This window comes from Bradyrhizobium sp. UFLA05-109, assembly GCF_054185165.1.
This window is the reverse complement of the sequence record NZ_JBBIAR010000053.1, coordinates 22697-46988: the sequence shown is the minus strand read 5'-3', so window position 1 is coordinate 46988 and position 24292 is coordinate 22697. Positions and strand designations below refer to the sequence as shown.

35 protein-coding genes and 1 pseudogene are annotated in these 24292 nt (G+C 63.3%); 34 read left to right on the top strand and 2 right to left on the bottom strand.

What is annotated here, in order from left to right; genetic code table 11:
- Window positions 1-104: 104 nt before the first annotated feature.
- The 33 genes and pseudogenes from rpsL to Q3C01_RS31665 all read left to right on the top strand — a co-directional run bounded on the left by rpsL (window position 105) and on the right by Q3C01_RS31665 (window position 20663).
- Entirely contained in the window at window positions 105-476 is a 372-nt protein-coding gene (gene rpsL / locus Q3C01_RS31825) for a 30S ribosomal protein S12 (protein WP_007603006.1), read from the top strand.
- 15 nt (window positions 477-491) lie between these two features.
- Window positions 492-962, top strand: a complete 471-nt coding sequence (rpsG, locus tag Q3C01_RS31820) for a 30S ribosomal protein S7 (RefSeq protein WP_035709569.1) — start codon at window positions 492-494, stop codon at window positions 960-962.
- Between the two features lie 34 nt (window positions 963-996).
- Entirely contained in the window at window positions 997-3069 is a 2073-nt protein-coding gene (gene fusA / locus Q3C01_RS31815) for an elongation factor G (protein ID WP_027520966.1), read from the top strand.
- 40 nt (window positions 3070-3109) lie between these two features.
- Window positions 3110-4300 carry an elongation factor Tu gene (gene tuf / locus Q3C01_RS31810; RefSeq protein ID WP_027520965.1) on the top strand — a complete coding sequence of 397 codons (1191 nt, stop codon included), beginning with the start codon at window positions 3110-3112 and terminating at the stop codon, window positions 4298-4300.
- Between the two features lie 84 nt (window positions 4301-4384).
- Window positions 4385-4693, top strand: a complete 309-nt coding sequence (rpsJ, locus tag Q3C01_RS31805; protein WP_002712302.1) for a 30S ribosomal protein S10 — start codon at window positions 4385-4387, stop codon at window positions 4691-4693.
- A 52-nt stretch (window positions 4694-4745) separates the two neighbouring features.
- Window positions 4746-5462, top strand: a complete 717-nt coding sequence (rplC, locus tag Q3C01_RS31800) for a 50S ribosomal protein L3 (protein WP_458149229.1) — start codon at window positions 4746-4748, stop codon at window positions 5460-5462.
- A gap of 1 nt (window position 5463) precedes the next feature.
- The gene (gene rplD, locus Q3C01_RS31795) at window positions 5464-6084 is read left to right on the top strand and encodes a 50S ribosomal protein L4 (protein WP_027520963.1); all 621 of its coding nucleotides are present in this window, start codon (window positions 5464-5466) and stop codon (window positions 6082-6084) included.
- The gene (locus Q3C01_RS31790; protein WP_027520962.1) at window positions 6081-6383 is read left to right on the top strand and encodes a 50S ribosomal protein L23; all 303 of its coding nucleotides are present in this window, start codon (window positions 6081-6083) and stop codon (window positions 6381-6383) included. The genes rplD and Q3C01_RS31790 overlap by 4 nt, the downstream gene beginning before the upstream one ends.
- A 12-nt stretch (window positions 6384-6395) precedes the next feature.
- On the top strand, window positions 6396-7229 hold the full coding sequence (rplB, locus tag Q3C01_RS31785) for a 50S ribosomal protein L2 (RefSeq protein WP_458149228.1): 834 nt from the start codon (window positions 6396-6398) through the stop codon (window positions 7227-7229).
- 12 nt (window positions 7230-7241) lie between these two features.
- Window positions 7242-7520: a 30S ribosomal protein S19 gene (rpsS, locus tag Q3C01_RS31780; RefSeq protein ID WP_008963465.1), complete on the top strand. Its 279-nt coding sequence runs from the start codon at window positions 7242-7244 to the stop codon at window positions 7518-7520.
- 10 nt (window positions 7521-7530) lie between these two features.
- Window positions 7531-7917, top strand: coding sequence for a 50S ribosomal protein L22 (gene rplV, locus Q3C01_RS31775; RefSeq protein ID WP_028137020.1), 387 nt, complete (start codon window positions 7531-7533; stop codon window positions 7915-7917).
- A 19-nt stretch (window positions 7918-7936) separates the two neighbouring features.
- Window positions 7937-8653 (top strand): 30S ribosomal protein S3, encoded by a 717-nt coding sequence (gene rpsC / locus Q3C01_RS31770; protein WP_458149227.1) that lies wholly within the window; start codon window positions 7937-7939, stop codon window positions 8651-8653.
- Between the two features lie 30 nt (window positions 8654-8683).
- Complete coding sequence (gene rplP, locus Q3C01_RS31765) at window positions 8684-9097, top strand: 50S ribosomal protein L16 (RefSeq protein WP_027520958.1); 414 nt, start codon at window positions 8684-8686, stop codon at window positions 9095-9097.
- A gap of 5 nt (window positions 9098-9102) precedes the next feature.
- On the top strand, window positions 9103-9309 hold the full coding sequence (gene rpmC, locus Q3C01_RS31760) for a 50S ribosomal protein L29 (protein ID WP_027520957.1): 207 nt from the start codon (window positions 9103-9105) through the stop codon (window positions 9307-9309).
- A 13-nt stretch (window positions 9310-9322) separates the two neighbouring features.
- Window positions 9323-9571, top strand: a complete 249-nt coding sequence (gene rpsQ / locus Q3C01_RS31755) for a 30S ribosomal protein S17 (protein ID WP_008549247.1) — start codon at window positions 9323-9325, stop codon at window positions 9569-9571.
- A gap of 86 nt (window positions 9572-9657) precedes the next feature.
- Window positions 9658-10026, top strand: coding sequence for a 50S ribosomal protein L14 (rplN, locus tag Q3C01_RS31750; RefSeq protein ID WP_027520955.1), 369 nt, complete (start codon window positions 9658-9660; stop codon window positions 10024-10026).
- Window positions 10026-10340 (top strand): 50S ribosomal protein L24, encoded by a 315-nt coding sequence (gene rplX, locus Q3C01_RS31745; RefSeq protein WP_254095936.1) that lies wholly within the window; start codon window positions 10026-10028, stop codon window positions 10338-10340. The genes rplN and rplX overlap by 1 nt, the downstream gene beginning before the upstream one ends.
- A complete protein-coding gene (gene rplE, locus Q3C01_RS31740) occupies window positions 10333-10890 on the top strand; it encodes a 50S ribosomal protein L5 (protein ID WP_128958540.1) in 558 nt (185 codons plus the stop codon). The genes rplX and rplE overlap by 8 nt, the downstream gene beginning before the upstream one ends.
- Before the next feature lie 46 nt (window positions 10891-10936).
- Complete coding sequence (gene rpsN / locus Q3C01_RS31735) at window positions 10937-11242, top strand: 30S ribosomal protein S14 (protein WP_027520952.1); 306 nt, start codon at window positions 10937-10939, stop codon at window positions 11240-11242.
- A 14-nt stretch (window positions 11243-11256) separates the two neighbouring features.
- Window positions 11257-11655, top strand: coding sequence for a 30S ribosomal protein S8 (rpsH, locus tag Q3C01_RS31730; RefSeq protein WP_027520951.1), 399 nt, complete (start codon window positions 11257-11259; stop codon window positions 11653-11655).
- A 16-nt stretch (window positions 11656-11671) separates the two neighbouring features.
- Window positions 11672-12205, top strand: coding sequence for a 50S ribosomal protein L6 (rplF, locus tag Q3C01_RS31725; RefSeq protein WP_458149226.1), 534 nt, complete (start codon window positions 11672-11674; stop codon window positions 12203-12205).
- Window positions 12206-12216: 11 nt separating this feature from the next.
- Window positions 12217-12579, top strand: coding sequence for a 50S ribosomal protein L18 (rplR, locus tag Q3C01_RS31720; protein ID WP_458149225.1), 363 nt, complete (start codon window positions 12217-12219; stop codon window positions 12577-12579).
- Between the two features lie 47 nt (window positions 12580-12626).
- A complete protein-coding gene (gene rpsE, locus Q3C01_RS31715) occupies window positions 12627-13202 on the top strand; it encodes a 30S ribosomal protein S5 (protein WP_027520948.1) in 576 nt (191 codons plus the stop codon).
- Between the two features lie 25 nt (window positions 13203-13227).
- Window positions 13228-13422, top strand: coding sequence for a 50S ribosomal protein L30 (gene rpmD, locus Q3C01_RS31710; RefSeq protein ID WP_027520947.1), 195 nt, complete (start codon window positions 13228-13230; stop codon window positions 13420-13422).
- Window positions 13423-13497: 75 nt separating this feature from the next.
- On the top strand, window positions 13498-13983 hold the full coding sequence (gene rplO, locus Q3C01_RS31705) for a 50S ribosomal protein L15 (RefSeq protein ID WP_458149224.1): 486 nt from the start codon (window positions 13498-13500) through the stop codon (window positions 13981-13983).
- A 149-nt stretch (window positions 13984-14132) separates the two neighbouring features.
- Window positions 14133-15467 (top strand): preprotein translocase subunit SecY, encoded by a 1335-nt coding sequence (gene secY, locus Q3C01_RS31700; protein ID WP_458149223.1) that lies wholly within the window; start codon window positions 14133-14135, stop codon window positions 15465-15467.
- Between the two features lie 266 nt (window positions 15468-15733).
- Window positions 15734-16597, top strand: coding sequence for an adenylate kinase (locus tag Q3C01_RS31695; RefSeq protein ID WP_458149222.1), 864 nt, complete (start codon window positions 15734-15736; stop codon window positions 16595-16597).
- Between the two features lie 187 nt (window positions 16598-16784).
- Entirely contained in the window at window positions 16785-17153 is a 369-nt protein-coding gene (rpsM, locus tag Q3C01_RS31690) for a 30S ribosomal protein S13 (protein ID WP_458149221.1), read from the top strand.
- A gap of 123 nt (window positions 17154-17276) precedes the next feature.
- Window positions 17277-17666 (top strand): 30S ribosomal protein S11, encoded by a 390-nt coding sequence (gene rpsK, locus Q3C01_RS31685; protein ID WP_007603045.1) that lies wholly within the window; start codon window positions 17277-17279, stop codon window positions 17664-17666.
- A gap of 115 nt (window positions 17667-17781) precedes the next feature.
- A complete protein-coding gene (locus Q3C01_RS31680; RefSeq protein ID WP_212403727.1) occupies window positions 17782-18813 on the top strand; it encodes a DNA-directed RNA polymerase subunit alpha in 1032 nt (343 codons plus the stop codon).
- Window positions 18814-19016: 203 nt separating this feature from the next.
- Window positions 19017-19292 (top strand): annotated as a pseudogene (gene rplQ / locus Q3C01_RS31675) (50S ribosomal protein L17); the annotation flags it as partial.
- A 200-nt stretch (window positions 19293-19492) separates the two neighbouring features.
- Complete coding sequence (locus tag Q3C01_RS31670) at window positions 19493-20281, top strand: SDR family NAD(P)-dependent oxidoreductase (RefSeq protein ID WP_458149220.1); 789 nt, start codon at window positions 19493-19495, stop codon at window positions 20279-20281.
- Between the two features lie 85 nt (window positions 20282-20366).
- A complete protein-coding gene (locus Q3C01_RS31665; RefSeq protein ID WP_458149219.1) occupies window positions 20367-20663 on the top strand; it encodes a DUF1330 domain-containing protein in 297 nt (98 codons plus the stop codon).
- Window positions 20664-20803: 140 nt separating this feature from the next.
- On the opposite strand, the gene Q3C01_RS31660 is transcribed toward Q3C01_RS31665, so the two are convergent.
- Window positions 20804-21817, bottom strand: coding sequence for a zinc-binding alcohol dehydrogenase family protein (locus tag Q3C01_RS31660; RefSeq protein ID WP_458149218.1), 1014 nt, complete (start codon window positions 21815-21817; stop codon window positions 20804-20806).
- A 118-nt stretch (window positions 21818-21935) separates the two neighbouring features.
- On the opposite strand from Q3C01_RS31660, the gene Q3C01_RS31655 reads away from it, so the two are divergent.
- Window positions 21936-22325 carry a winged helix-turn-helix transcriptional regulator gene (locus Q3C01_RS31655; RefSeq protein WP_458149217.1) on the top strand — a complete coding sequence of 130 codons (390 nt, stop codon included), beginning with the start codon at window positions 21936-21938 and terminating at the stop codon, window positions 22323-22325.
- Window positions 22326-22509: 184 nt separating this feature from the next.
- On the opposite strand, the gene Q3C01_RS31650 is transcribed toward Q3C01_RS31655, so the two are convergent.
- Window positions 22510-24111: an OprO/OprP family phosphate-selective porin gene (locus tag Q3C01_RS31650; RefSeq protein ID WP_458149216.1), complete on the bottom strand. Its 1602-nt coding sequence runs from the start codon at window positions 24109-24111 to the stop codon at window positions 22510-22512.
- Window positions 24112-24292 lie beyond the last annotated feature (181 nt).

Below are 24292 nucleotides of genomic sequence, written 5' to 3'. Positions count from 1 at the left end.
TTGCGCGGATTGTTCCGCGTCAAGCGACCTCATCGGGCGGGTAGTCCGGAAGAAGAATTCGCGGGCCCGAAAGGGACCGCGGCAGAAAAAGGGTGAAGGCCAGGATGCCGACGATCAACCAGCTGATCGCACAACCGCGTGAAGTGCAGAAGTCGCGCAAGAAGGTGCCGGCGCTGCAGCAGTCGCCGCAGAAGCGCGGTGTGTGCACGCGCGTCTACACCACGACGCCGAAGAAGCCGAACTCGGCGCTTCGTAAGGTCGCCAAGGTGCGTCTGACCAATGGCTTCGAGGTGATCGGCTACATCCCCGGTGAGGGCCATAACCTCCAGGAGCACTCGGTGGTCATGATCCGCGGCGGTCGCGTCAAGGACTTGCCCGGCGTGCGCTACCACATCCTCCGCGGCGTGCTGGATACCCAGGGCGTCAAGAACCGTAAGCAGCGTCGTTCGAAGTACGGCGCAAAGCGTCCGAAGTAAGCGGGAACCTCGTCCATGTCTCGTCGCCACTCAGCGGAAAAGCGCGAAGTCCTTCCCGATCCGAAGTTCGGGAACATCATCGTCACGAAGTTCATGAACTCGGTGATGTATGCCGGCAAGAAGTCGGTCGCCGAAGGCATCGTCTACGGTGCGTTCGGTATCATCGAAACCAAGACCAAGCAGAACCCGCTCGGCGTGTTCGAGCAGGCGCTTGAGAACGTGATGCCCACGATCGAAGTGCGCTCCCGCCGCGTCGGCGGCGCGACCTACCAGGTTCCGGTCGAGGTCCGCTCGACCCGCCGGCAGGCGCTGGGCATCCGCTGGCTGATCGCCGCTGCTCGCGAGCGCAACGAGAAGACGATGACCGAGCGGCTCTCGGCGGAGCTCTTGGACGCATCGAACAACCGGGGGAACGCCGTCAAGAAGCGTGAAGACGTGCACCGGATGGCCGAAGCCAACCGTGCCTTCTCGCATTATCGCTGGTAACGGCGACACCTAACGGACTCGCAAGGAACGACCCATGCCCCGCCAACATGCCATCGAGGACTACCGTAACTTCGGTATCATGGCGCATATCGACGCCGGCAAGACCACGACGACCGAGCGCATCCTCTATTACACCGGCAAGAGCCACAAGATCGGCGAAGTGCACGAAGGTGCCGCGACGATGGACTGGATGGAGCAGGAGCAGGAGCGTGGCATCACGATCACCTCGGCTGCGACCACTGCGTTCTGGGCCGGCAAGCGCCTGAACATCATCGACACGCCCGGCCACGTCGACTTCACCATCGAGGTCGAGCGTTCGCTTCGCGTGCTCGACGGCGCCGTCTGCGTGCTCGACTCGAACCAGGGCGTCGAGCCCCAGACCGAGACTGTCTGGCGCCAGGGCGACAAGTACAAGGTTCCGCGCATCGTCTTCGCGAACAAGATGGACAAGATCGGCGCGGACTTCTTCAAGTGTCTGTCCGACATCGTCGATCGCCTGGGTGCCAAGCCCGTCGCGATCCAGCTTCCGATCGGTGCCGAGAACAACTTCAAGGGTCTCGTCGACCTCGTGAAGATGAAGGGTGTCATCTGGAACGATGAGGCGCTCGGCGCGAAGTTCGACTATGTCGACATTCCGGAAGACCTCGTCGACCAGGCCAAGGAATACCGCGAGAAGATGGTGGAAGCCGCCGTCGAGCTCGACGACGACGCCATGGCCGCCTATCTCGACGGCAAGGAGCCGGACGAGGCGACCCTGAAGAGGCTGATCCGCAAGGCTGTGCTCACCGGCGCGTTCTATCCCGTGCTGTGCGGCTCGGCCTTCAAGAACAAGGGCGTGCAGCCGTTGCTCGACGCCGTCGTCGACTACCTGCCGTCGCCGCTCGACGTGCCCGCGATCAAGGGCACCGACGACAAGGGCAACGAAGTCGTGCGCAAGGCGGACGACAAGGAGCCGCTCGCGCTGCTCGCGTTCAAGATCATGGACGATCCGTTCGTCGGCACCATCACCTTCTGCCGCATCTATTCGGGCATTCTGTCGTCGGGCACCGGCGTCGTGAACTCGACCCGCGAGAAGAAGGAGCGGATCGGGCGCATGCTGCTAATGCATGCGAACAACCGCGAGGACATCAAGGAAGCCTATGCCGGCGACATCGTCGCGCTGGCCGGCCTGAAGGAAGCGCGCACCGGTGACACGCTGTGCGATCCCGACAAGCAGGTGATCCTGGAGAAGATGGAATTCCCCGAGCCGGTCATCGAGATCGCGATCGAGCCGAAGTCGAAGGCCGACCAGGAGAAGCTGGGCGTGGCGCTCGCCAAGCTCGCCGCGGAGGATCCGTCCTTCCGCGTGTCGACCGACCACGAGTCCGGCCAGACCATCCTGAAGGGCATGGGCGAACTCCATCTCGACATCAAGGTCGACATCCTCAAGCGCACCTACAAGGTGGACGCCAACATCGGCGCGCCGCAGGTGGCGTTCCGTGAGCGCATCACCAAGAAGGTGGAGCACAGCTACACCCACAAGAAGCAGACCGGCGGTACCGGCCAGTTTGCGGCCGTGTCGTTCATCGTCGAGCCGAACGAAGCCGGCAAGGGCTTCGAGTTCGAATCGAAGATCGTCGGCGGCGCGGTGCCGAAGGAGTACATTCCCGGCGTCGAGAAGGGCCTCGAGAGCGTGCTCTCCTCCGGCGTGGTCGCGGGCTTCCCCGTGGTCGACGTCAAGGTGCAGCTCGTCGACGGTAAGTATCACGACGTCGACTCGTCGGCGCTCGCCTTCGAAATCGCTTCGCGCGCCTGCTTCCGTGAAGCGCTTCAGATGGGCAAGTCCGTCCTGCTCGAGCCGATCATGAAGGTCGAGGTGGTGACTCCGGAAGACTACACCGGCTCGGTCATCGGCGACCTGAATTCGCGGCGCGGTCAGATCCAGGGTCAAGACATGCGCGGCAACGCCAACGTCATCAATGCGATGGTGCCGCTCATGAACATGTTCGGTTACGTGAATAACCTGCGCTCGATGAGCCAGGGACGCGCGACCTTCACCATGCAGTTCGACCACTACGCAGAAGCGCCGGCTAACGTGTCGGCAGAAGTCCAGAAGAAGTTTGCCTGATTGTCGTCGGTCTCGCGCTGACGATTGAACGGAGAGTCAAATGGCCAAAGCAAAGTTTGAACGTAACAAGCCCCACTGCAACATCGGCACCATCGGTCACGTCGACCATGGCAAGACGTCGCTGACCGCGGCGATCACCAAGATCCTCGCTGAAACCGGTGGTGCGACGTTCACGGCGTACGACCAGATCGACAAGGCGCCGGAAGAGAAGGCGCGCGGCATCACCATCTCGACCGCGCACGTCGAGTACGAGACCAAGAACCGCCACTATGCGCACGTCGACTGCCCCGGCCACGCCGACTACGTGAAGAACATGATCACCGGCGCTGCCCAGATGGACGGCGCGATCCTGGTCGTGTCGGCCGCTGACGGCCCGATGCCGCAGACCCGCGAGCACATCCTGCTCGCCCGCCAGGTCGGCGTGCCCGCGCTCGTCGTGTTCCTCAACAAGTGCGACATGGTCGACGATCCGGAGCTGCTCGAGCTCGTCGAGCTCGAAGTCCGCGAGCTGCTCTCGAAGTATGAATTCCCCGGCGACAAGATTCCGATCATCAAGGGCTCGGCGCTGGCCGCTCTTGAAGACTCCGACAAGAAGCTCGGCCACGACGCCATCCTCGAGCTGATGCGCAACGTCGACGAGTACATCCCGCAGCCGGAGCGTCCGATCGACCAGCCGTTCCTGATGCCGGTCGAAGACGTGTTCTCGATCTCGGGCCGCGGCACCGTGGTGACCGGCCGTGTCGAGCGCGGCATCGTCAAGGTCGGCGACGAAATCGAGATCGTCGGTCTGCGTGCGACGACCAAGACCACCGTCACCGGCGTCGAAATGTTCCGCAAGCTGCTCGATCAGGGTCAGGCCGGCGACAACATCGGCGCGCTGCTCCGCGGCACCAAGCGCGAGGAAGTCGAGCGCGGCCAGGTGCTCTGCAAGCCCGGTTCGGTCAAGCCGCACACCAAGTTCAAGGCTGAGGCCTACATCCTCACCAAGGACGAGGGCGGCCGCCACACCCCGTTCTTCACCAACTACCGTCCGCAGTTCTACTTCCGCACCACCGACGTGACCGGTGTCGTGCACCTGCCGGAAGGCACCGAGATGGTGATGCCGGGCGACAACATCGCGATGGAAGTGCACCTGATCGTGCCGATCGCGATGGAAGAGAAGCTCCGCTTCGCGATCCGCGAAGGCGGCCGTACCGTCGGCGCCGGCGTCGTCGCCTCGATCATCGAGTAATTACGAGACTAGAGATTGGCGAGTAGCGGATGGCAGCATTCGCTATTCGCTATTCGCCACTCTGTTTGAAGAAAGACCACGGCAATGAACGGCCAAAATATTCGCATCCGTCTCAAGGCGTTCGACCATCGTATCCTCGATACGTCGACCCGTGAGATCGTGAATACGGCGAAGCGCACCGGCGCGCAGGTTCGCGGACCCATTCCGCTGCCGACCCGCATCGAGAAGTTCACCGTCAACCGTTCGCCGCACGTCGACAAGAAGAGCCGCGAACAGTTCGAGATGCGCACCCACAAGCGTCTGCTCGACATCGTCGATCCGACCCCGCAGACCGTCGATGCTTTGATGAAGCTCGACCTGGCCGCCGGTGTCGACGTCGAGATCAAGCTCTAAGATTTTTGGATCCCGTTCGCGAAAGCGGACAGAAAGAACAGGAAGCAAGCCGATGCGCTCCGGAGTGATCGCACAAAAGGTCGGGATGACGCGGGTCTTCACGGAGGCCGGCGAACATATCCCCGTGACCGTGCTGAAGCTCGGCAATTGCCAGGTCGTAGGCCACCGCACCGAAGAGAAGAACGGTTATGTCGCGCTCCAGCTTGGCGCCGGCACCCGCAAGACCGTGTACATGCCCAAGGCTGAGCGCGGCCAGTTCGCGGTCGCCAAGGTCGAGCCGAAGCGGCAGGTCGAGGAATTCCGCGTCTCCGCGGATGCCATGATCCCGGTCGGCGCCGAGATCCTGGCCGATCACTTCGTCGTCGGCCAGTTCGTCGACGTCACCGGCACCTCGGTCGGTAAGGGCTTTGCCGGCGGTATGAAGCGCTGGAACTTCGGCGGTCTGCGCGCCACGCACGGTGTGTCGATCTCGCACCGCTCGATCGGTTCGACCGGTGGCCGTCAGGATCCCGGCAAGACCTGGAAGAACAAGAAGATGCCCGGCCACATGGGTGTCGACCGCATCACCACGCTCAATCTTCGCGTCGTCCAGACCGATGTCGAGCGCGGCCTGATCCTCGTCGAAGGCGCCGTTCCCGGCTCCAAGGGCGGCTGGATCCGCGTGCGCGACGCCGTCAAGAAGCCGCTGCCGAAGGAAGCTCCGAAGCCCGGCAAGTTCAAGGTTGCCGGCGGCGAAGCCGAGGCTGCGGCCCAGCAGGAGGGTGCGTGAGATGGAACTGAAAGTCACGACCCTTGAGGGCAAGGAAGCCGGCTCGGTCCAGCTCTCCGACGCTATTTTCGGCCTCGAGCCGCGCGAGGACATCATTGCGCGCTGCGTGAAGTGGCAGCTCGACAAGCGTCAGGCCGGCACCCACAAGGCCAAGGGCCGCGCCGAGATCTGGCGCACCGGCAAGAAGATGTACAAGCAGAAGGGCACCGGTGGTGCTCGTCACGGCTCGGCCCGCGTGCCGCAGTTCCGTGGCGGCGGCCGTGCCTTCGGTCCGGTGGTGCGCTCGCACGCCTCCGATCTGCCGAAGAAGGTCCGTGCGCTCGCGCTGAAGCATGCGCTGTCGGCCAAGGCCAAGGACGGTGATCTCGTCGTGATCGAGAAGGCCGCGCTCGAGGCTGCCAAGACCAAGGCGCTGCTCGGTCACTTCTCGGGGCTGGGCCTGACCAACGCGCTGATCATCGACGGTGCCGAGCTCAATCAGGGCTTCGCCGCGGCGGCACGCAACATCCCGAACATGGACGTGCTGCCGATCCAGGGCATCAACGTCTACGACATCCTGCGCCGTCAGAAGCTCGTTCTGACCAAGGCCGCCATCGATGCGCTGGAGGCGCGCTTCAAATGACGAAGAACATCGAGGCTCGCCACTACGACGTGATCCTGTCGCCGGTCGTGACCGAAAAGGCGACGATTGCTTCTGAGCACAACAAGGTTCTGTTCAAGGTGGCCGCCAAGGCAACCAAGCCGCAGATCAAGGAAGCGATCGAGAAGCTGTTCGACGTCAAGGTGAAGAGCGTCAACACGCTGGTCCGCAAGGGCAAGGTCAAGGCCTTCCGCGGCAATCTCGGTTCGCAGTCGAACACCAAGCGCGCGATCGTGACCCTCGAAGAGGGCCACCGGATCGACGTGACCACCGGTCTGTAAGGTCCTACGACGATGGCACTGAAGACATTCAACCCCACGACGCCAGGCCAGCGCCAGCTGGTGATGGTCGATCGTTCGGCCCTCTACAAGGGCAAGCCGGTCAAGGCGCTCACCGAAGGCAAGAAGTCTTCGGGCGGCCGCAACAACACCGGCCGCATCACCGTGCGTTTCCGCGGCGGCGGTCACAAGCAGACGCTGCGCACCGTGGACTTCAAGCGCGAGAAGGTGGACGTTCCCGCCACCGTCGAGCGGCTGGAGTACGATCCGAACCGCACCGGCTTCATCGCCCTGATCAAGTATCAGGACGGCGAGCAGGCCTACATCCTGGCGCCGCAGCGCCTCGCCGTGGGTGACACCATCATTGCCGGCAACTATGTCGACGTGAAGCCGGGCAACGTCATGCCGCTCGGTAACATGCCGGTCGGCACGATCATCCACAACATCGAGACCAAGATCGGCAAGGGTGGCCAGCTCGCGCGTTCGGCCGGCACATATGCCCAGCTCGTCGGTCGTGACCAGGACTACGTGATCATCCGCCTGAACTCGGGCGAGCAGCGCCTGGTGCATGGCCGCTGCCGCGGCACGATCGGCGCGGTGTCGAACCCGGATCACATGAACACCTCGATCGGCAAGGCCGGCCGCAAGCGTTGGATGGGCCGTCGCCCGCACAACCGCGGTGTCGCGATGAACCCGATCGACCATCCGCACGGCGGTGGTGAAGGTCGTACCTCGGGCGGTCGCCACCCGGTCACCCCGTGGGGCAAGCCGACCAAGGGCAAGAAGACCCGCACCAACAAGTCGACCAACAAATTCATTCTCCTAAGCCGCCACAAGCGGAAGAAGTAAGGAACGCCGGACATGGTTCGTTCAGTCTGGAAAGGCCCGTTCGTCGAGGCGTCGCTGCTCAAGAAGGCAGATGCGGCGCGTGCGTCCGGCCGTCACGACGTCATCAAGATCTGGAGCCGTCGCTCGACCATCCTGCCGCAGTTCGTCGGCCTGACCTTCGGCGTCTACAACGGTCAGAAGCACGTGCCGGTGGCGGTCAACGAGGAAATGGTCGGTCACAAGTTCGGCGAGTTCTCGCCGACCCGGACCTTCCATGGCCACTCCGGCGACAAGAAAGCCAAGAAGGCTTGAGGATTAAGTCATGAGCAAACCTAAGCGCGAACGGAGCCTCGCCGACAACGAGGCCAAGGCGGTCGCCCGGATGCTGCGGGTGAGCCCGCAGAAGCTCAACCTGGTGGCCCAGCTCATTCGCGGCCGTAAGGCGGCTGCTGCGCTCGCCGATTTGCAGTTCTCGCGCAAGCGGATCGCTGTCGACGTGAAGAAGTGCCTGGAATCGGCTATCGCCAACGCCGAGAACAATCACGACCTCGACGTCGACGATCTCGTCGTGGCGCAGGCCTTCGTCGGCAACGGGCTCGTGATGAAGCGCTTTGCTGCCCGCGGCCGTGGTCGCTCGGGTCGCGTCTACAAACCATTTTCGCAGCTGACGATCATCGTTCGTCAGGTCGAAGCCGAAGCGGCCGCCTAAGGGACGCGAGGAGAAAACGATGGGTCAAAAGATCAATCCGATCGGTCTGCGTCTCGGCATCAACCGGACCTGGGATTCCCGCTGGTTCGCCGGCAAGCAGGAATACGGCAAGCTGCTGCACGAGGACGTCAAGATCCGCGAGATCCTGCACAAGGAGCTCAAGCAGGCGGCGGTCGCGCGCATCGTGATCGAGCGTCCGCACAAGAAGTGCCGCGTCACCATCCACTCGGCTCGTCCGGGCGTGGTGATCGGCAAGAAGGGCGCCGACATCGACAAGCTGCGCAAGAAGGTGGCCGACATCACCTCGTCGGACGTCGTGATCAACATCGTCGAGATCCGCAAGCCCGAGCTCGATGCGACGCTGGTCGCCGAATCGATCGCGCAGCAGCTCGAGCGCCGCGTTGCGTTCCGCCGCGCCATGAAGCGCGCCGTGCAGTCGGCGATGCGTCTCGGCGCGGAAGGCATCCGCATCAACTGCTCGGGTCGTCTGGGCGGTGCGGAAATCGCGCGCATGGAGTGGTACCGCGAGGGTCGCGTGCCGCTGCACACGCTGCGCGCCGACATCGACTACGGCGTCGCGACCGCGTTCACGACCTTCGGCACCTGCGGCGTCAAGGTCTGGATCTTCAAGGGCGAGATCCTCGAGCACGATCCGATGGCCCAGGACAAGAGAATGGCCGAAGGCGAGGGTAGTGGCAGCGGTGGCGGCCGGCAGCGTCGCGACGCTGCAGCCTGAGCCAGCACAGGAATTTGAGGGCTTAAAGCCATGATGCAACCTAAGAAAACGAAGTTCCGGAAGGCGCATAAGGGCCGCATCCACGGCGTTGCGTCTTCGGGCGCGACGTTGGCGTTCGGCCAGTTCGGCCTGAAAGCGACCGAGCCTGAGCGCGTCACTGCGCGCCAGATCGAGGCCGCCCGCCGCGCGCTGACCCGCCACATGAAGCGCGCCGGCCGCGTCTGGATCCGCGTGTTTCCCGACGTTCCGGTGTCGAAGAAGCCGGCCGAAGTCCGCATGGGCTCCGGCAAGGGCTCGCCGGAATTGTGGGTCGTCCGCGTCAAGCCGGGCCGGGTGCTGTTCGAGATCGACGGCGTCAACAACCAGACCGCGCGCGAGGCGCTGACCTTGGCTGCTGCCAAGCTGCCGATCAAGACGCGCTTCGTCGAGCGCATTGCGGAGTAATGGCCATGGCCCAGATGAAGATCGAAGACATCCGCGCGATGAGCCCCGACCAGCAGGATGACGCCGTCCTGAACCTGAAGAAGGAGCGCTTCAACCTGCGCTTCCAGCGTGCCACCGGGCAGCTCGAGAACACCTCGCGCCTGCGCGAGGCCCGCCGTGACATCGCCCGGATCAAGACCGTCGCCGCGCAGCAGCGCGCGAAGAAGAAGTAAGAGGCTTACGAAGATGCCGAAACGTACTTTGCAGGGCGTGGTCGTCAGCGACAAGCAAGCCAAGACCATCGTGGTGCGCGTCGATCGCCGCTTCACGCACCCGATCTACAAGAAGACGATCCGCCGTTCGAAGAACTATCACGCGCACGACGAGAGCAACCAGTTCAAGCCGGGCGACGTGGTGTGGATCGAGGAATCGAAGCCGATTTCGAAGTTGAAGCGCTGGGTCGTGATCCGGGGCGAACACAAGAAAAGCGCCTGAGCTGCCGGCACTTAGCCGGTTGACTTCAGGGAAATGTTGAGCGCTGGCCAGGCTGGCGCAAAAGAGAAAGAGGACGAGGTGCATCAATGATTCAGATGCAGACCAACCTCGACGTGGCCGACAATTCTGGCGCACGCCGTGTCATGTGTATCAAGGTGCTCGGAGGCTCCAAGCGCCGCTACGCCACCATCGGCGACATCATTGTCGTGTCGATCAAGGAAGCGATTCCGCGTGGCAAGGTGAAGAAGGGCGACGTGATGAAGGCCGTCGTGGTGCGAGTCCGCAAGGACATCCGCCGCCCCGACGGGTCGGTCATCCGCTTCGACCGCAACGCCGCCGTCCTGATCAACAATCAGGCCGAGCCGGTCGGAACCCGTATCTTCGGGCCCGTGCCGCGCGAGCTGCGCGCCAAGAACCACATGAAGATCATTTCGCTCGCGCCGGAGGTGCTGTGATGGCTGCGAAGATCCGCAAGGGCGACAAGGTCGTCGTGCTGACCGGCCGCGACAAGGGCCGCACCGGCGAGGTGTTTGAGGTGCGTCCGGACGCCGGCACGGCTCTGGTGCGCGGCATCAACATGGTGAAGCGCCACCAGAAGCAGACCCAGAACCAGGAGGGCGGCATCATCTCGAAAGAGGCGCCGATCCAACTGTCCAATATCGCGTATCTCGGCAAGGACGGAAAGCCGACGCGCGTCGGATTCAAGATTCAGGCGGACGGCAAGAAGGTTCGCATCGCCAAGAGCTCGGGAGCTGAGATCGATGGCTGAGACTGCTTACACCCCGCGCTTGCGCGCGGAATACGACGCGAAGATCCGCACGGCGATGACCGAGAAGTTCGGTTACGAGAACGTCATGCAGGTTCCGCGGCTGGACAAGGTCGTGCTGAACATGGGCGTTGGCGATTCCGTCAACGACCGCAAGAAGGCCGAGACCGCGGCCGCCGAATTGACCCAGATCGCCGGCCAGAAGGCGATCGTGACCTATTCGCGTATCGCGATCGCGACCTTCAAGCTGCGTGAGAACCAGCCGATCGGCTGCAAGGTCACGCTGCGCAAGGCCCGCATGTACGAGTTCATCGATCGCCTGGTGACGGTCGCGCTGCCGCGCGTCCGCGACTTCCGCGGCCTGAACCCGAAGAGCTTCGACGGCCGCGGCAACTACTCGCTCGGCATCAAGGAGCACATCATTTTCCCCGAGATCGACTTCGACAAGGTCACGGAAGCCCGCGGCATGGACATCACCGTCTGCACCACGGCCAAGACCGACGAAGAGGCGAGGGCCTTGTTGACCGCTTTCAATTTCCCGTTCCGGCAGTGAGATGCTGACCTAAAGCCTCTCAAACGCGGATACCCAGGAGCCAAGCATGGCAAAGAAGAGTTCAATCGAGAAGAACAACCGGCGCAAGCGGATGGTGAAGAACGCCGCCGCCAAGCGCGAGCGGTTGAAGGCGATCATCGCCGACAAGAAGCTCCCGATGGAGGAGCGCTTCGCTGCGACGTTGAAGTTGGCGGAAATGCCGCGCAACTCGTCGGCGACCCGCATCCGCCTGCGTTGCGAGCTGTCGGGCCGCCCGCGCTCGAACTATCGCAAGAACAAGCTGTCCCGTATCGCGCTTCGTGAACTTGGCTCCAAGGGCATGGTCCCGGGCCTCGTGAAGTCGAGCTGGTAAGGAGGGTCGTTTAGATGTCTACGCACGATCCAATCAGCGATCTGATCACCCGCATCCGCAATGCGCAGATGCGCTCCAAGACCAAGGTCTCCACGCCTGGCTCGAAGATGCGCGAGAACGTGCTCGAGGTGCTGAAGAGCGAGGGCTACATCCGCGGCTACGCCACGGTCGAGCATTCCTCGGGCCGCAGCGAGATCGAGATCGAGCTGAAGTATTTCGACGGCGAGCCCGTCATCCGCGAGATCGAGCGGGTCTCCAAGCCCGGGCGTCGCGTCTACGCCTCGGTGAAGGCTTTGCCGCGGGTCAACAACGGGCTCGGCATTTCGGTGTTGTCGACGCCGAAGGGGATCATGGCCGACCACAGCGCGCGCGACGCGAATGTGGGCGGTGAAGTTCTCTTCACGGTGTTCTGAGAAGGATTTTTGATCCATGTCACGTGTTGGCAAAAGGCCTGTGGCGGTGCCGTCGGGCGTTACCGCGACCGTCGACGGTCAGACCGTCAAGATGAAGGGGCCGAAGGGCCAGCTTCAGTTCGTCGTCCATGACGACGTCGAGGTGAAGCTCGAGAACGGCCAGGTCAAGGTCAAGCCGCGGGCCGAGACCAACCGCGCGCGGGCGCTTTACGGCACCGCTCGCGCCCAGGTCGCGAATCTGGTCGAAGGCGTCACCAAGGGCTTCGAAAAGAAGCTCGAGATCACCGGCGTCGGTTACCGCGCCGCGATGCAGGGCAAGAACCTGCAGCTCGCGCTCGGCTACAGCCACGACGTGATCTATCCGATCCCGGATGGGATCACGATCGCCGTGCCGAAGCCGACCGAGATCACGGTGACGGGCAGCGACATCCAGCGCGTCGGCCAGGTCGCGGCCGAGATCCGCGCCTATCGCCCGCCGGAGCCCTACAAGGGCAAGGGCGTGAAGTATGTTGGCGAATTCATCTTCCGCAAGGAAGGCAAGAAGAAGTAACGGAGCCGGTCATGTCGAAAGCCAAGGTTACGAATGCCCGGCGCAAGCGGAGTGTGCGGCTGAAGCTGCGCCGCTCCGGTGGCGGCCGTCCGCGCCTGTCGGTGTTCCGCTCGTCCAAGCACATCTACGCCCAGGTCATCGACGACCAGAAGGGCGAGACGCTGGCCTCCGCCTCGTCGCTCGAAAAGTCGATGCGCGATGGTGGCAAGACCGGCGCCGACATCGATGCGGCGAAGGCGGTGGGCAAGCTGCTCGCCGAGCGCGCCGCGGAGAAGGGCGTCAAGGAAGTCGTGTTCGATCGCGGCAGCTATCTCTATCACGGGCGCGTCAAGGCTCTTGCCGATGCTGCGCGTGAGAGCGGGCTGAACTTCTAACAGAATTTGAGGATTGAGGCGTAAGCCTCTGAAGGATTGGAAAAACCATGGCAGGTGAACGCGAACACCGCGGCGGACGTGAACGCAAGGAGCGCGAGGAGCGCGACAGCGAGTTCGTCGACAAGCTGGTCCACATCAACCGCGTGGCCAAGGTCGTCAAGGGCGGCAAGCGCTTCGGCTTCGCAGCGCTGGTCGTGATTGGCGACCAGAAGGGCCGTGCCGGCTTCGGTCACGGCAAGGCGCGCGAAGTGCCTGAGGCGATCCGGAAGGCGACCGAGTCCGCCAAGCGCAACCTGACCCGCGTGTCGCTGCGCGAGGGCCGCACGCTCCATCACGACATCGCCGGCCGTCACGGCGCAGGCCGTGTCTACCTGCGTGCCGCCCCGGCCGGTACCGGCATCATCGCCGGCGGTCCGATGCGCGCCGTGTTCGAGACGCTTGGCGTCCAGGACGTGGTGGCCAAGTCGATCGGCTCGTCGAACCCCTACAACATGGTGCGCGCGACCTTCGACGCGCTGAAGCACCAGGATTCGCCGCGCTCTGTCGCTGCCCGCCGCAACATCAAGGTGTCCACCCTGCAGTCCCGTCGTATCGGCGGCGATGCCGAGGCGGCTGCCGACTAACGGAAGCTTTTCGGAGTTTTAAAAAATGGCCAAGGCCGCCAAGACGATCAAGATCGAGCAGATCGGCAGCGCGATCCGCCGCCATCACTCGCAGCGCTCGACGCTGATCGGGCTCAAGCTCAACAAGATCGGCCGCGTCGCCGAACTGCCGGACACCCCGGCGGTTCGCGGCATGATCGAGAAGGTTCACCATCTCGTCCGTATCGTCGACGGGAAGTAAGCAAGGGCGCATGATCCCGGAACGCGAATACCGGTTTTCGGGCAAGATCATGCGCAAGAAACAAGGAGAAGGGCGATGAAGCTCAGCGATATCGCCGACAACCCCGGCTCGCGCAAGAAGCGCATGCGCGTCGGCCGCGGCATCGGTTCGGGCAAGGGCAAGCAGTCCGGCCGCGGTGGCAAGGGCCAGACCGCGCGTTCGGGCGTGCGCATCAAGGGTTTTGAAGGCGGCCAGATGCCGATGCATCGCCGTCTGCCCAAGCGCGGCTTCAACAACATCTTCCGCGTCGAGTTCGCCGAGATCAATCTCGACCGGCTCCAGGACGCCGTCGATGCCAAGAAGCTCGACACCGGCAGCGTGGTGAACGCCGAAGCGCTGGTGAAGGCCGGCGTGCTGCGGCGCGCCAAGGCCGGCGTCCGGCTGCTCGGCCGCGGCGAGCTCAAGGCCAAGCTCAACATCGAAGTGCACGGCGCCTCGAAGTCCGCGATCGCGGCGGTCGAGAAGGCCGGCGGCTCGGTGAAGATCCTCGCGCCTGCCGCCGAAGAAGGCGAGGCGGCGTAACATCTGCGTCATTGGCCCGCGGCTCGCGGGCCTTTACGCATGCGGGACGATGGACTTATCGAAGCCGTGCACCAGATAATGTCCGGCGTCCGCCCAAGTAGCCCGGCCGCGGGCATGACGGCGCAGTAGGCGGCGGGAGAAAGCCCAACATGGTCTCAGCAGCGGAACAACTGGCAGCCAACCTCAATTTCGGCGCGCTTGCCAAGGCCGACGAACTGAAGAAGCGCATCTGGTTCACCCTGGGTGCGCTGCTCGTTTATCGGCTCGGCACCTACATCCCGCTGCCCGGCATCGATCCCAACATCTGGGAGCAGGTGTTCCGCTCGCAGGCGGGTGGCATCCTCGGCATGTTCAACATGTTCGCCGGCGGCGGCATCCACCGCATGGCGATCTTCGCGTTGAACATCATGCCGTACATCTCGGCCTCGATCATCATCCAGCTCCTTACCACCGTCTCGCCGCAGCTCGAGGCGCTGAAGAAGGAAGGCGAGGCGGGCCGCAAGACGCTGAACCAGTACACCCGCTACCTCACCGTGATCCTGGCCGCGTTCCAGTCCTATGGCATTGCGGTCGGTCTCGAAGGCGCCGGCAACGTCGTCAGCGACCCCGGCCTGTTCTTCCGCCTCTCCACCGCGATCACGCTCACCGGCGGCACCATGTTCCTGATGTGGCTGGGCGAGCAGGTGACCTCGCGCGGCATCGGCAACGGTATCTCGCTGATCATTCTCTCCGGCATCGTCGCCGAGCTGCCCTCGGCGCTCGCCAACATGCTCGAGCTCGGCCGTCAGGGCGCAATGTCCACCGGCCTGATCCTGATCGTCATCATCATGGCGGTCGCCGTGATCGCCTTCATCGTGTTCATGGAGCGCGCGCAGCGTCGCCTCCTGATCCAGTATCCGAAGCGCCAGGTCGGCAACAAGATGTTCGAGGGCCAGTCCTCGCATCTGCCGCTCAAGCTCAACACCTCGGGCGTCATTCCGCCGATCTTCGCGTCCTCGCTGCTCCTGCTGCCGACGACGGTTGCGAACTTCAACGCGGGCAAGGGACCGGAATGGTTCCAGTGGCTCACGACGCAGCTCGGCCACGGCCGGCCGCTGTTCCTGATCCTGTATCTCGCGCTGATCGTGTTCTTCGCGTTTTTCTACACCGCGATCGTGTTCAACCCGACCGAGACCGCGGACAACCTGAAGAAGCATGGCGGCTTCATCCCGGGCATCCGTCCCGGCGAGCGCACCGCCGAATACATCGACTACGTGCTGTCGCGCATCACCGTGATCGGCGCGATTTACCTCGCGATCGTCTGCTTGATCCCGGAAATTCTGATTTCCTACGCCTCGGTGCCCTTCTACTTTGGTGGCACCTCGCTGTTGATCGTGGTCAGTGTCACCATGGACACGGTGGCGCAGGTTCAGGGATATCTGCTCGCCCATCAGTACGAAGGGCTGATCCGGAAGTCGAAGCTGCGGGGCCGCCGCAACAGGTAAGTTCGGACTTGCGGTCCCGGTCCGCGTTGCGATCGGTGCGCTGCTACCCGTTTGGAACGCGCATCATTCCGTTGGTAGCGTTGACGGGGGCGGCTTGAGCCGTCTACCTGACCGTGCAGACCGATTCCCAAAGCCTTCGTCGCTTGCGGCAAGGCGACGCCGTGTCATTATGGGTAGTGGTGCGGCGCTGATTGTGGTTTGCACTATTCTCGATCTTCAAACACAGGTGCGCGATTTATCGCTCACCGATCCGGGGGCGAACGCCAATGAGAATTATCCTTCTGGGACCGCCGGGGTCAGGCAAGGGGACCCAGGCGCAACGGCTGATCGAGCGCTATGGCATCGTGCAGCTCTCGACCGGTGAGATGCTTCGCGCTGCGGTTGCGGCGGGAACGCCGGTCGGGCTGAGGGCGAAGGAGATCATGGCGAGCGGCGGCCTCGTGCCCGACGATGTCGTGGTCGGAATCATCGCCGACCGGATCGAGCAGCCCGATGCCAAGAAGGGCTTCATCCTGGACGGCTTCCCGCGCACCGTGCCGCAGGCCGAGGCGCTGGACGAGCTGTTGAAGCACAGGCACCTCAAGCTCGACGGCGTCATCGAGCTCAGGGTCAACGAGAGCGCGCTGCTCGACCGCGTCGAGACCCGCGTTGCCCAGATGCGCGAACGCGGCGAAGAGGTCAGGGTCGACGACACCCCGGAGGTGTTGACCAAGCGGCTCGCCAGCTACCGCAGCCAGACGGAACCGCTGATTCACTACTATTCCGAGCGGCGCAAGCTCTCGACCGTCGATGGCATGATGACCATCGAGGAGGTCACCCGTGCCGTCCACCGCCTTCTGCTGGCGCTGGGGGCGATCGAGCCCAAAACCCACGCCAAGACCGCCCATGCCAAGACTGCGGCCAAGACTGCCGCTAAGCCTGCGGTCAAGGCGGCTTCAGCCAGGAAGGCAGCCAAAAAGGCCAAGAAACCCGCGAAAACGGCCAAAAAGGCCACCAAGTCCGCCAAGAAGGTCGCCAAAGGCGCCAAGAAAGCCGCAAAAAAGACCGCCAAGAAGACCGTTAAAAAGACCGTCAAAAAAGGTCCGAAGAAGGGTCTAAAAAAGGTCACGAAAAAGCGAGCTAAGCGCTAGCAGCGGTTGACGAAACCCCCCGGAATCCCTTAATAAGCCCCGCATCCAAGTCGGATAGTTTCAGACGATGCCGGGCCCCAGGAAGACCGGGGGTGGGCGTCGTGTTCGCGTTTGTGAACACCTGCCCGAGAAAGCAAGCACTTAAAGCCCGATTCCTGACGAGGGATTGGCAACAGGAGAGAAGGCCGTGGCCCGTATTGCCGGCGTAAACATTCCCACCAACAAGCGCGTGCTGATCGCGCTGCAGTACATCCATGGCATCGGCCCCAAGATCGCCGGTGACATCATGGAGAAGGTGAAGATCCCCGAGGATCGTCGCGTCAATCAGCTGAGCGACCAGGAAGTGCTCCAGATCCGCGAGGTCATCGACCGCGACTTTCTCGTCGAGGGCGATCTGCGTCGCGAGGTCGGCATCAACATCAAGCGTCTGATGGACCTCGGCTGCTATCGCGGCCTGCGTCATCGTCGCGGACTGCCGGTGCGCGGTCAGCGCACCCATACCAATGCGCGTACGCGCAAGGGTCCGGCCAAGGCGATCGCCGGCAAGAAGAAGTAAGTTTTCGAATTCAGTCGCGGCGTGTGGCGAAGAGGGGATGACCCGCTCGCCACGCGCCTTTCGTTCCACAGGTGTAGCCGCTGGTATTACGGCGGCGTTTGAGATCTCCAGGAAAGGTACTCAATGGGCAAGGAAGCCACCCGCGTTCGCCGTCGTGAGCGCAAGAACATCGCCTCCGGCGTGGCGCACGTGAACTCGTCGTTCAACAACACGACGATCACCATCACCGATGCGCAGGGCAACACGATCGCCTGGTCGTCGGCTGGCACGATGGGTTTCAAGGGGTCCCGTAAGTCGACCCCGTATGCAGCGCAGGTTGCTGCGGAGGACGTTTCCAAGAAGGCGCAGGAGCACGGCATGCGCACGCTGGAAGTCGAGGTCGCCGGTCCCGGTTCGGGCCGCGAGTCGGCGCTCCGCGCGTTGCAGGCTGCGGGATTCACCGTCACCTCGATCCGCGACGTGACCACGATCCCGCACAATGGTTGCCGCCCGCGCAAGCGTCGGCGCGTTTGATACGAGGTCGCGGGCGCCGTCGTCGTCCGCGATGACTTTGCTTTGCGAAGCCGCAAGCGCGACTTGCGGCCTTTCTCCAACGCCAGTGTCCGCAATGGCAGACTGACTGGCCTGTATGGGTGAAACAGTGACGATCCAGAAAAATTGGCAAGAACTGATTCGGCCGAACAAGCTCCAGGTTTCCCCGGGTAGCGATCCGGCCCGCTTTGCGACCATCGTCGCCGAGCCGCTCGAGCGTGGCTTCGGCCAGACGCTCGGCAACGCGCTGCGCCGCATCCTGTTGTCTTCGCTTCAGGGCGCCGCCGTGCAGTCGGTGCACATCGACGGCGTGCTGCACGAGTTCTCCTCGATCGCGGGCGTCCGTGAGGACGTCACCGACATCGTGCTGAACATCAAGGACATCTCGATCAAGATGCAGGGCGAAGGCCCCAAGCGCATGGTCGTGAAGAAGCAGGGTCCGGGCGTCGTCACCGCCGGCGACATCCAGACCGTCGGCGACGTCACCGTGCTCAACCCGGACCTCCAGATCTGCACCCTCGACGAGGGCGCCGAGATCCGCATGGAGTTCACGGTCTCGACCGGCAAGGGCTATGTGCCCGCCGAGCGCAACCGGCCCGAGGACGCGCCGATCGGCCTGATCCCGGTCGACAGCCTCTACTCGCCGGTCCGCAAGGTCTCCTACAAGGTCGAGAACACCCGTGAGGGCCAGATCCTCGACTACGACAAGCTGACCATGACGATCGAGACCAACGGCGCGATCACGCCGGATGACTCGGTGGCCTACGCTGCGCGCATCCTCCAGGATCAGCTCAACGTGTTCGTCAACTTCGAAGAGCCGCGCAAGGAAGTCGCCCAGGAGATCATCCCGGACCTCGCCTTCAACCCGGCCTTCCTCAAGAAGGTGGACGAGCTCGAGCTGTCGGTGCGTTCGGCCAACTGCCTGAAGAACGACAACATCGTCTACATCGGTGACCTCGTGCAGAAGAGCGAAGCGGAAATGCTCCGCACCCCGAACTTCGGCCGTAAGTCGCTGAACGAGATCAAGGAAGTGCTGGCCCAGATGGGTCTGCACCTCGGCATGGAAGTGCCGGGCTGGCCGCCGGAGAACATCGACGAGCTCGCCAAGCGCTTCGAGGATCATTACTGATCCGATTTCACCGTCGTGGCCGGAGACTTCCCGCCACGATTTTTTTGCGTGATCCCGGAAAAGTGCGAAGCGGTTTTCCGGATCATGCTCAAAGAAGGAAGCAAAGGCGTTCTTGAACGCTTTTGCGGGCGAACGCAGGAAGCCCACCTGAGTAACATGTCCGACGAACCGTCGCGGCAGTTCAAAACGTAAGGAATAGTCACATGCGTCACGGCAAGGTTCATCGGAAGCTCAACCGCACGGCCGAGCACCGCAAGGCGATGTTCGCCAACATGGCGGCTTCGCTCATCAAGCACGAGCAGATCGTCACCACGCTGCCGAAGGCCAAGGAGCTCCGTCCGATCGTCGAGAAGCTCGTCACCCTCGGCAAGAAGGGCGGCCTCTCGCTCCGTCGTCAGGCGATCGCGGAGTTGCGCGACGTCGACATGGTCAAGAAGCTCTTCGACACGCTCGCGACCCGCTACAAGGACCGCCAGGGGATGTGTATAAGAGACAGGGGCAAAGGCGCGCTGCGCCGTGCCCACCACTTCTGCTGCGGCACGCAAAGTGGTGGGCACGCTTCGCTTTGCCCACCCTACGAAGCTCGACGGGGGCATGTCGCCCTCACGCGTGGGTGAGCGCCGATTGCAGCGCCATCGACCACGCCCGATATCTCCATCGACATCAATGGAGATATCGCATGAAGATCGACCTTTCCGGAAAGACTGCCCTCGTCACCGGCTCGACCGCCGGCATCGGCCACGCCATCGCCAAAGGCCTTGCAGCGACCGGTGCCAGCGTCGTCATCAACGGGCGTAGTCGAGACAAGGTCGATGCCGCCGTCCGCAAGCTGGAAGGGGCGGGCAGTCAGGTGCGCGGCATTGCCGCCGACGTCTCGACGGCGGCAGGCTGCAAGACGCTCGTTGCAGCGCTGCCGGACGTCGACATCCTCATCAACAATGCCGGCATCTTCGAGCCGAAGGAGTTTGTCGATATCCCCGACGAGGACTGGTCCCGTTTCTTCGAGGTCAACGTGATGAGCGGTGTACGGCTCTCGCGTGCGTATTTCCCGGGTATGCTGAAGCGCAATTGGGGCCGCATCGTCTTCATCTCCTCGGAATCGGCACTCAATATCCCCGTCGAGATGATCCACTACGGCATGACCAAGACCGCGCAACTCTCGGTCGCGCGCGGGCTCGCGCTACTCACCCGCGGCACCGGCGTCACCGTCAATTCCGTGCTGCCGGGCCCGACGATGTCGGAAGGCGTCGAGGCTTTTGTGAAGGATCTCGCCGAGCAGAATGGTCAGTCCGTGGATGAGGCGGCCGCCAATTTCGTCAAGCAGCATCGCCCGACGTCGCTGCTGCAGCGCTTCGCCAGCGTCGATGAGATCGCCAACATGGTGATCTTCCTCGCCTCCACGCAATCCTCAGCCACCAACGGCGCCGCGCTGCGCGCCGAGGGCGGCATCGTCAACACCATCGCGTAGATCGGAAAGGTGCGCAGCGGTTTTCCCTCGCGACAAACGCGGAACGCGTTTGCGCGGAGATCATGCTCGAGCAAGAGGTGCGCGCATGCCGGCCTATGTCATCTCCGAGGTCGAGGTCCGCGATCAAAGCGCGATGGAGGCCTATCGCACGCTTGCCGCAAAGACGATCGCGCAATATGGCGGCCGCTACCTCGCGCGCGGCGGCGCCGCAGACGTGGTGGAGGGCAGTCCGCGGGCCAGGACCATCATCATCGTCGAATTCCCCTCGATGGCGCGCCTGCGCGAATGGTATGCCTCAGCCGAATATGCCGAGGCGCTGAAGCTGCGGCGGACCGCGCTGGAGCGGCGGCTGATGTTTGTCGAGGGCGTGGTGCCGGCGTAGAGCGCCGAAATCGTAGGGTGGGTTAGCGTAGCGTAACCCACCTCTTCTCCATCAATGTTGAGAGAAGTCGGTGGGTTACGCCTAGCGGACTGCGCTTCGCGCAGCCGCAGGGCTAACCCACCCTAAAGGCGACGCAGTGACTACCACCCCTCCAGCACGATCTTGCCGCGCGACTTGCCGCTCTCCAGCAGCGCGTGCGTGCGCTTGAGGTTCGTCGCATTGATCGTGCCAAAGGTCTGATCGAGCGTGGTGCGCAGCACCCCCTTGTCGATGAGGTCGGCGACGTCATTGAGCAAGTGATGCTGCGCGATCATGTCAGGCGTCTGGAACGAGGAACGCGTGAACATCGATTCCCAGTGCAGCGAGATCGCCTTGCCCTTGAATACGCTTACGGTGAATTCCGGGGGATCGTCGATCAGGCCGAACCTGCCCTGCGGCGCCATGAGGTCCGCGATCGCCTTGTAATGCTGGTCGGTGAAGGTGAGGCTCGCCACCAGCGCGACCGGCGGCAGCTTGAGCTTTTCGATCTGCTCCTTCATCGGCTTGCCGTGATCGATCACTGCATGCGCGCCGAGATCGAGGCACCATTTCTGCGATTCCGGCCGCGTCGCGGTCGCAAGCACCGTGAGGCCGGTGAGACGGCGCGCAAGCTGGATCAGGATCGAACCGACGCCGCCGGCGCCGCCCGTGATCAGGAGCGTGCGCGGATCGACGCTCTTGCCGGGCACGGCGCCAAGCCGATCGAACAGCAACTCCCAGGCGGTGATGGAGGTGAGGGGAAGCGCGGCGGCCTGCGCGAACGAGAGCGATCTTGGCTTGCGGCCGACGATGCGCTCGTCGACCAGATGGAATTCGGCATTGGTGCCTTGGCGCAGGATCGAGCCCGCGTAAAACACCTCATCGCCCGGCTTGAACAGCGTGACATCGGGCCCGACCGCATCGACCACGCCGGCCGCGTCATAGCCCAAAATCTTGACCTCGCCTTCGGGCGGGGCGGCCCGCTTGCGCACCTTGTAGTCGACCGGATTGGCCGAGATCGCCTTGACCGCGACGCGGATGTCGCGCCCCTTCGGCTCCGGCCTTGCGGTTTCGAAATCGATCAGGGAATCCTGTTCCTCGATCGGAAGCGATTTTTTGTAGCCGACGGCCTTCATGTCTCAAGTCTCCCTCAGATGGTGAGATCGCCGGGTTAAGTGTCGGGGTAGCTCCGATTTTGCAAGTACTGTAAAAACGGGGATATAGTCCCTGTTTGGATACTATTGGGGAACACGCATGAAACGGCGCAATTTCGCTCGGCGTCCCGGCTGCTCGGTCGAGGCCACGCTGGACCTGATCGACGGCAAATGGAAGGGCGTGATCCTCTATCACCTCCAGGGCGGCACGCAGCGCTTCGGCGAATTGCGCCGCCTGATGCCGGGCATCACCCAGCGCATGCTGACAAAACAGCTTCGCGCGCTGGAGGAGGACAAGCTCATCATCCGCAAGGTCTACGCGGAAGTGCCGCCGCGGGTTGAATATTGTCTCTCCGAGCTCGGCGAGAGCCTTCGGCCGGTGATCGACATCTTGAAAGCCTGGGGTGAAAGCCACCAGGAGCGGCTCTCCTGCGCGCCGGCACCTGAAGCGGAGCCGGTCGTTGAGAAGAAGCCGAAGCGCGCGGCGTGATGAAGCGTCACGTTTGTGACGAGGCCAACGCCACACTCTAAGTGTCGTCCCCGCGCAGGCGGGGACCCATAACCACAGGGTGCAGTTGTTGACGGACTGTTAGTTGCGGCTTTCGCGACAACTGTCGCCTGTGGTTATGGGTCCCGGGCTCGCGCTTCGCGCGCCCCGGGACGACGAGTGAGAATCAGAACGCGACCTGGGTCCGCATCGCAATCGCGTCGAACTTCGAGCCCGCATTCACCGCAGAGGTTGAGCTCACCTGCTTGGAGATGTCGCCATGCAGGTAGTCCAGCATGAAGCGGATGTTGCCGTTGACGTACCAGTTCAACGCGGCAGTGTAGATGGTTTGCCGTCCACCCGCGATGCCGGCCGCAGTTGCGAGCTGATCGTTCAGGTTCATCGTGCTCACGCGTCCGGCGATTTCCCAGGCACCCCAGCCGCCACCGGTGAGTGAGAACGGATTCGCCGGCTTGACGCCGCCGTAGGAGGCCGTCGCCGGATTGTAGGCATGCGTCTCGCCGGTAAGCACGTAGCCGACCTGCGCGTAGCCGCCATCGAATTTCAGGCTCGACGCGCCGAAGGGCGGCAGGCCAGTATTCGCTGTGCGGTCGACATTGAACCAGTAGTATTCGCCCTGCGCGATGAGCGGGCCATAAGTCCCCGCCACTTCGACGCCGTAGACCTGCGCCCCGGAAACGTTGGCGATCGCACCGGTCGATATCAGCGACGTCGGATCGATCCGCAGCTCAGGCCGGTCACTGAGTGTGAGCGTCTGCGCCTGCGTCACCAGATTGCGCGGCGGCTGGATCAGCCACTCCGCATCGGCGCCGATATGAAACGAGTAGTCCTTGCCGCTGATGGGATTGCCGGCAATGCGGGCGGTGGCGCCATATTGCTCGCTGGTCCCGGGCGGAGAGACGCTGGACGCAGAGTGGATCTGGCCCGTGGTCGGTCCGGTGACATAGGCGCCGACCCAGAGCTGGTCGTTCCACCAGCGGGTGCCGGCGGCCGAACGGAAGTCACCGGCCGCGATATTTTGTGCGATGACGCCGACCGAAGCACGCTCCATGAACATGATGTCGTTGGAGCTGGTCGCTTCGTCGAGCGTCCAGGCCAGGTCCATGATGCCGGCTTCGACCGCCATCTTGCCGCCGAACGGTTTCAAGCCGGTGTAGCTCAGATAGGCGTTTTCGACGCCGGACGTGCCGCCGCCGGGCAGCGAGCCCGGAGCAGTGCCGCCGAAGCCGTCGGACGAGCCGCCGAAGTCGTAGATGAGCGCGTAGTTCCAGTCGCCGAAGAACTTGCCGACCACACCGATGCGTGCGCGGCGGAGATTTTCGCCGCTGTCGAGCTTTTGCGGCACCGTCGCTGCGGTGTTGGGACGGTAGTCGTAGCCGCCGACGTCCCAGTGCACCCGGCTCGTGATCGCGACGCAGTTCTGTTCATCCGCGGTGCAGATCGTCGGCCGGTTGTTCGGCATGGTCACGACCACGCCGGATGGAGCCACCGGACCCTTGACCGGAATGGCGGCTTGCGCGTTGGCAACCGCGGCCTTGGCTTCAGTCCTCGCCTCGGCTTTCGCCTCGGCCTTGGCCTTCGCTGTGGCCGCCGTGTTCGCCGCGGTCTGATTTTGCAGTTTATCGAGCTTCTGCTCGAGCAGCTTCAATTGCTGCTTCAACAATGCGATCTCCTGATCGCTGTTGCTCGCCGTCTGTGCGTGGCCTTGCGAAGCCGCGAGCGCGCCGGCGAGGCCGAGCGCCGCGGTTGTGAATCTTTTCCTATTCACGTCATCCACTCCCTTACTGATCAGCGTCCCCATCGTCACGAAGAATCGTACGATTGGCAGATGACCGCCCCGCGACGAATATCACGCACGAGCCCGGTTCCCGCTGATGTAAATTCGCATCAACCGAATCCTGCCCAGCTTGCACTCTGGAGGATGATGGGCGTCATGCCAATCCCGCGGG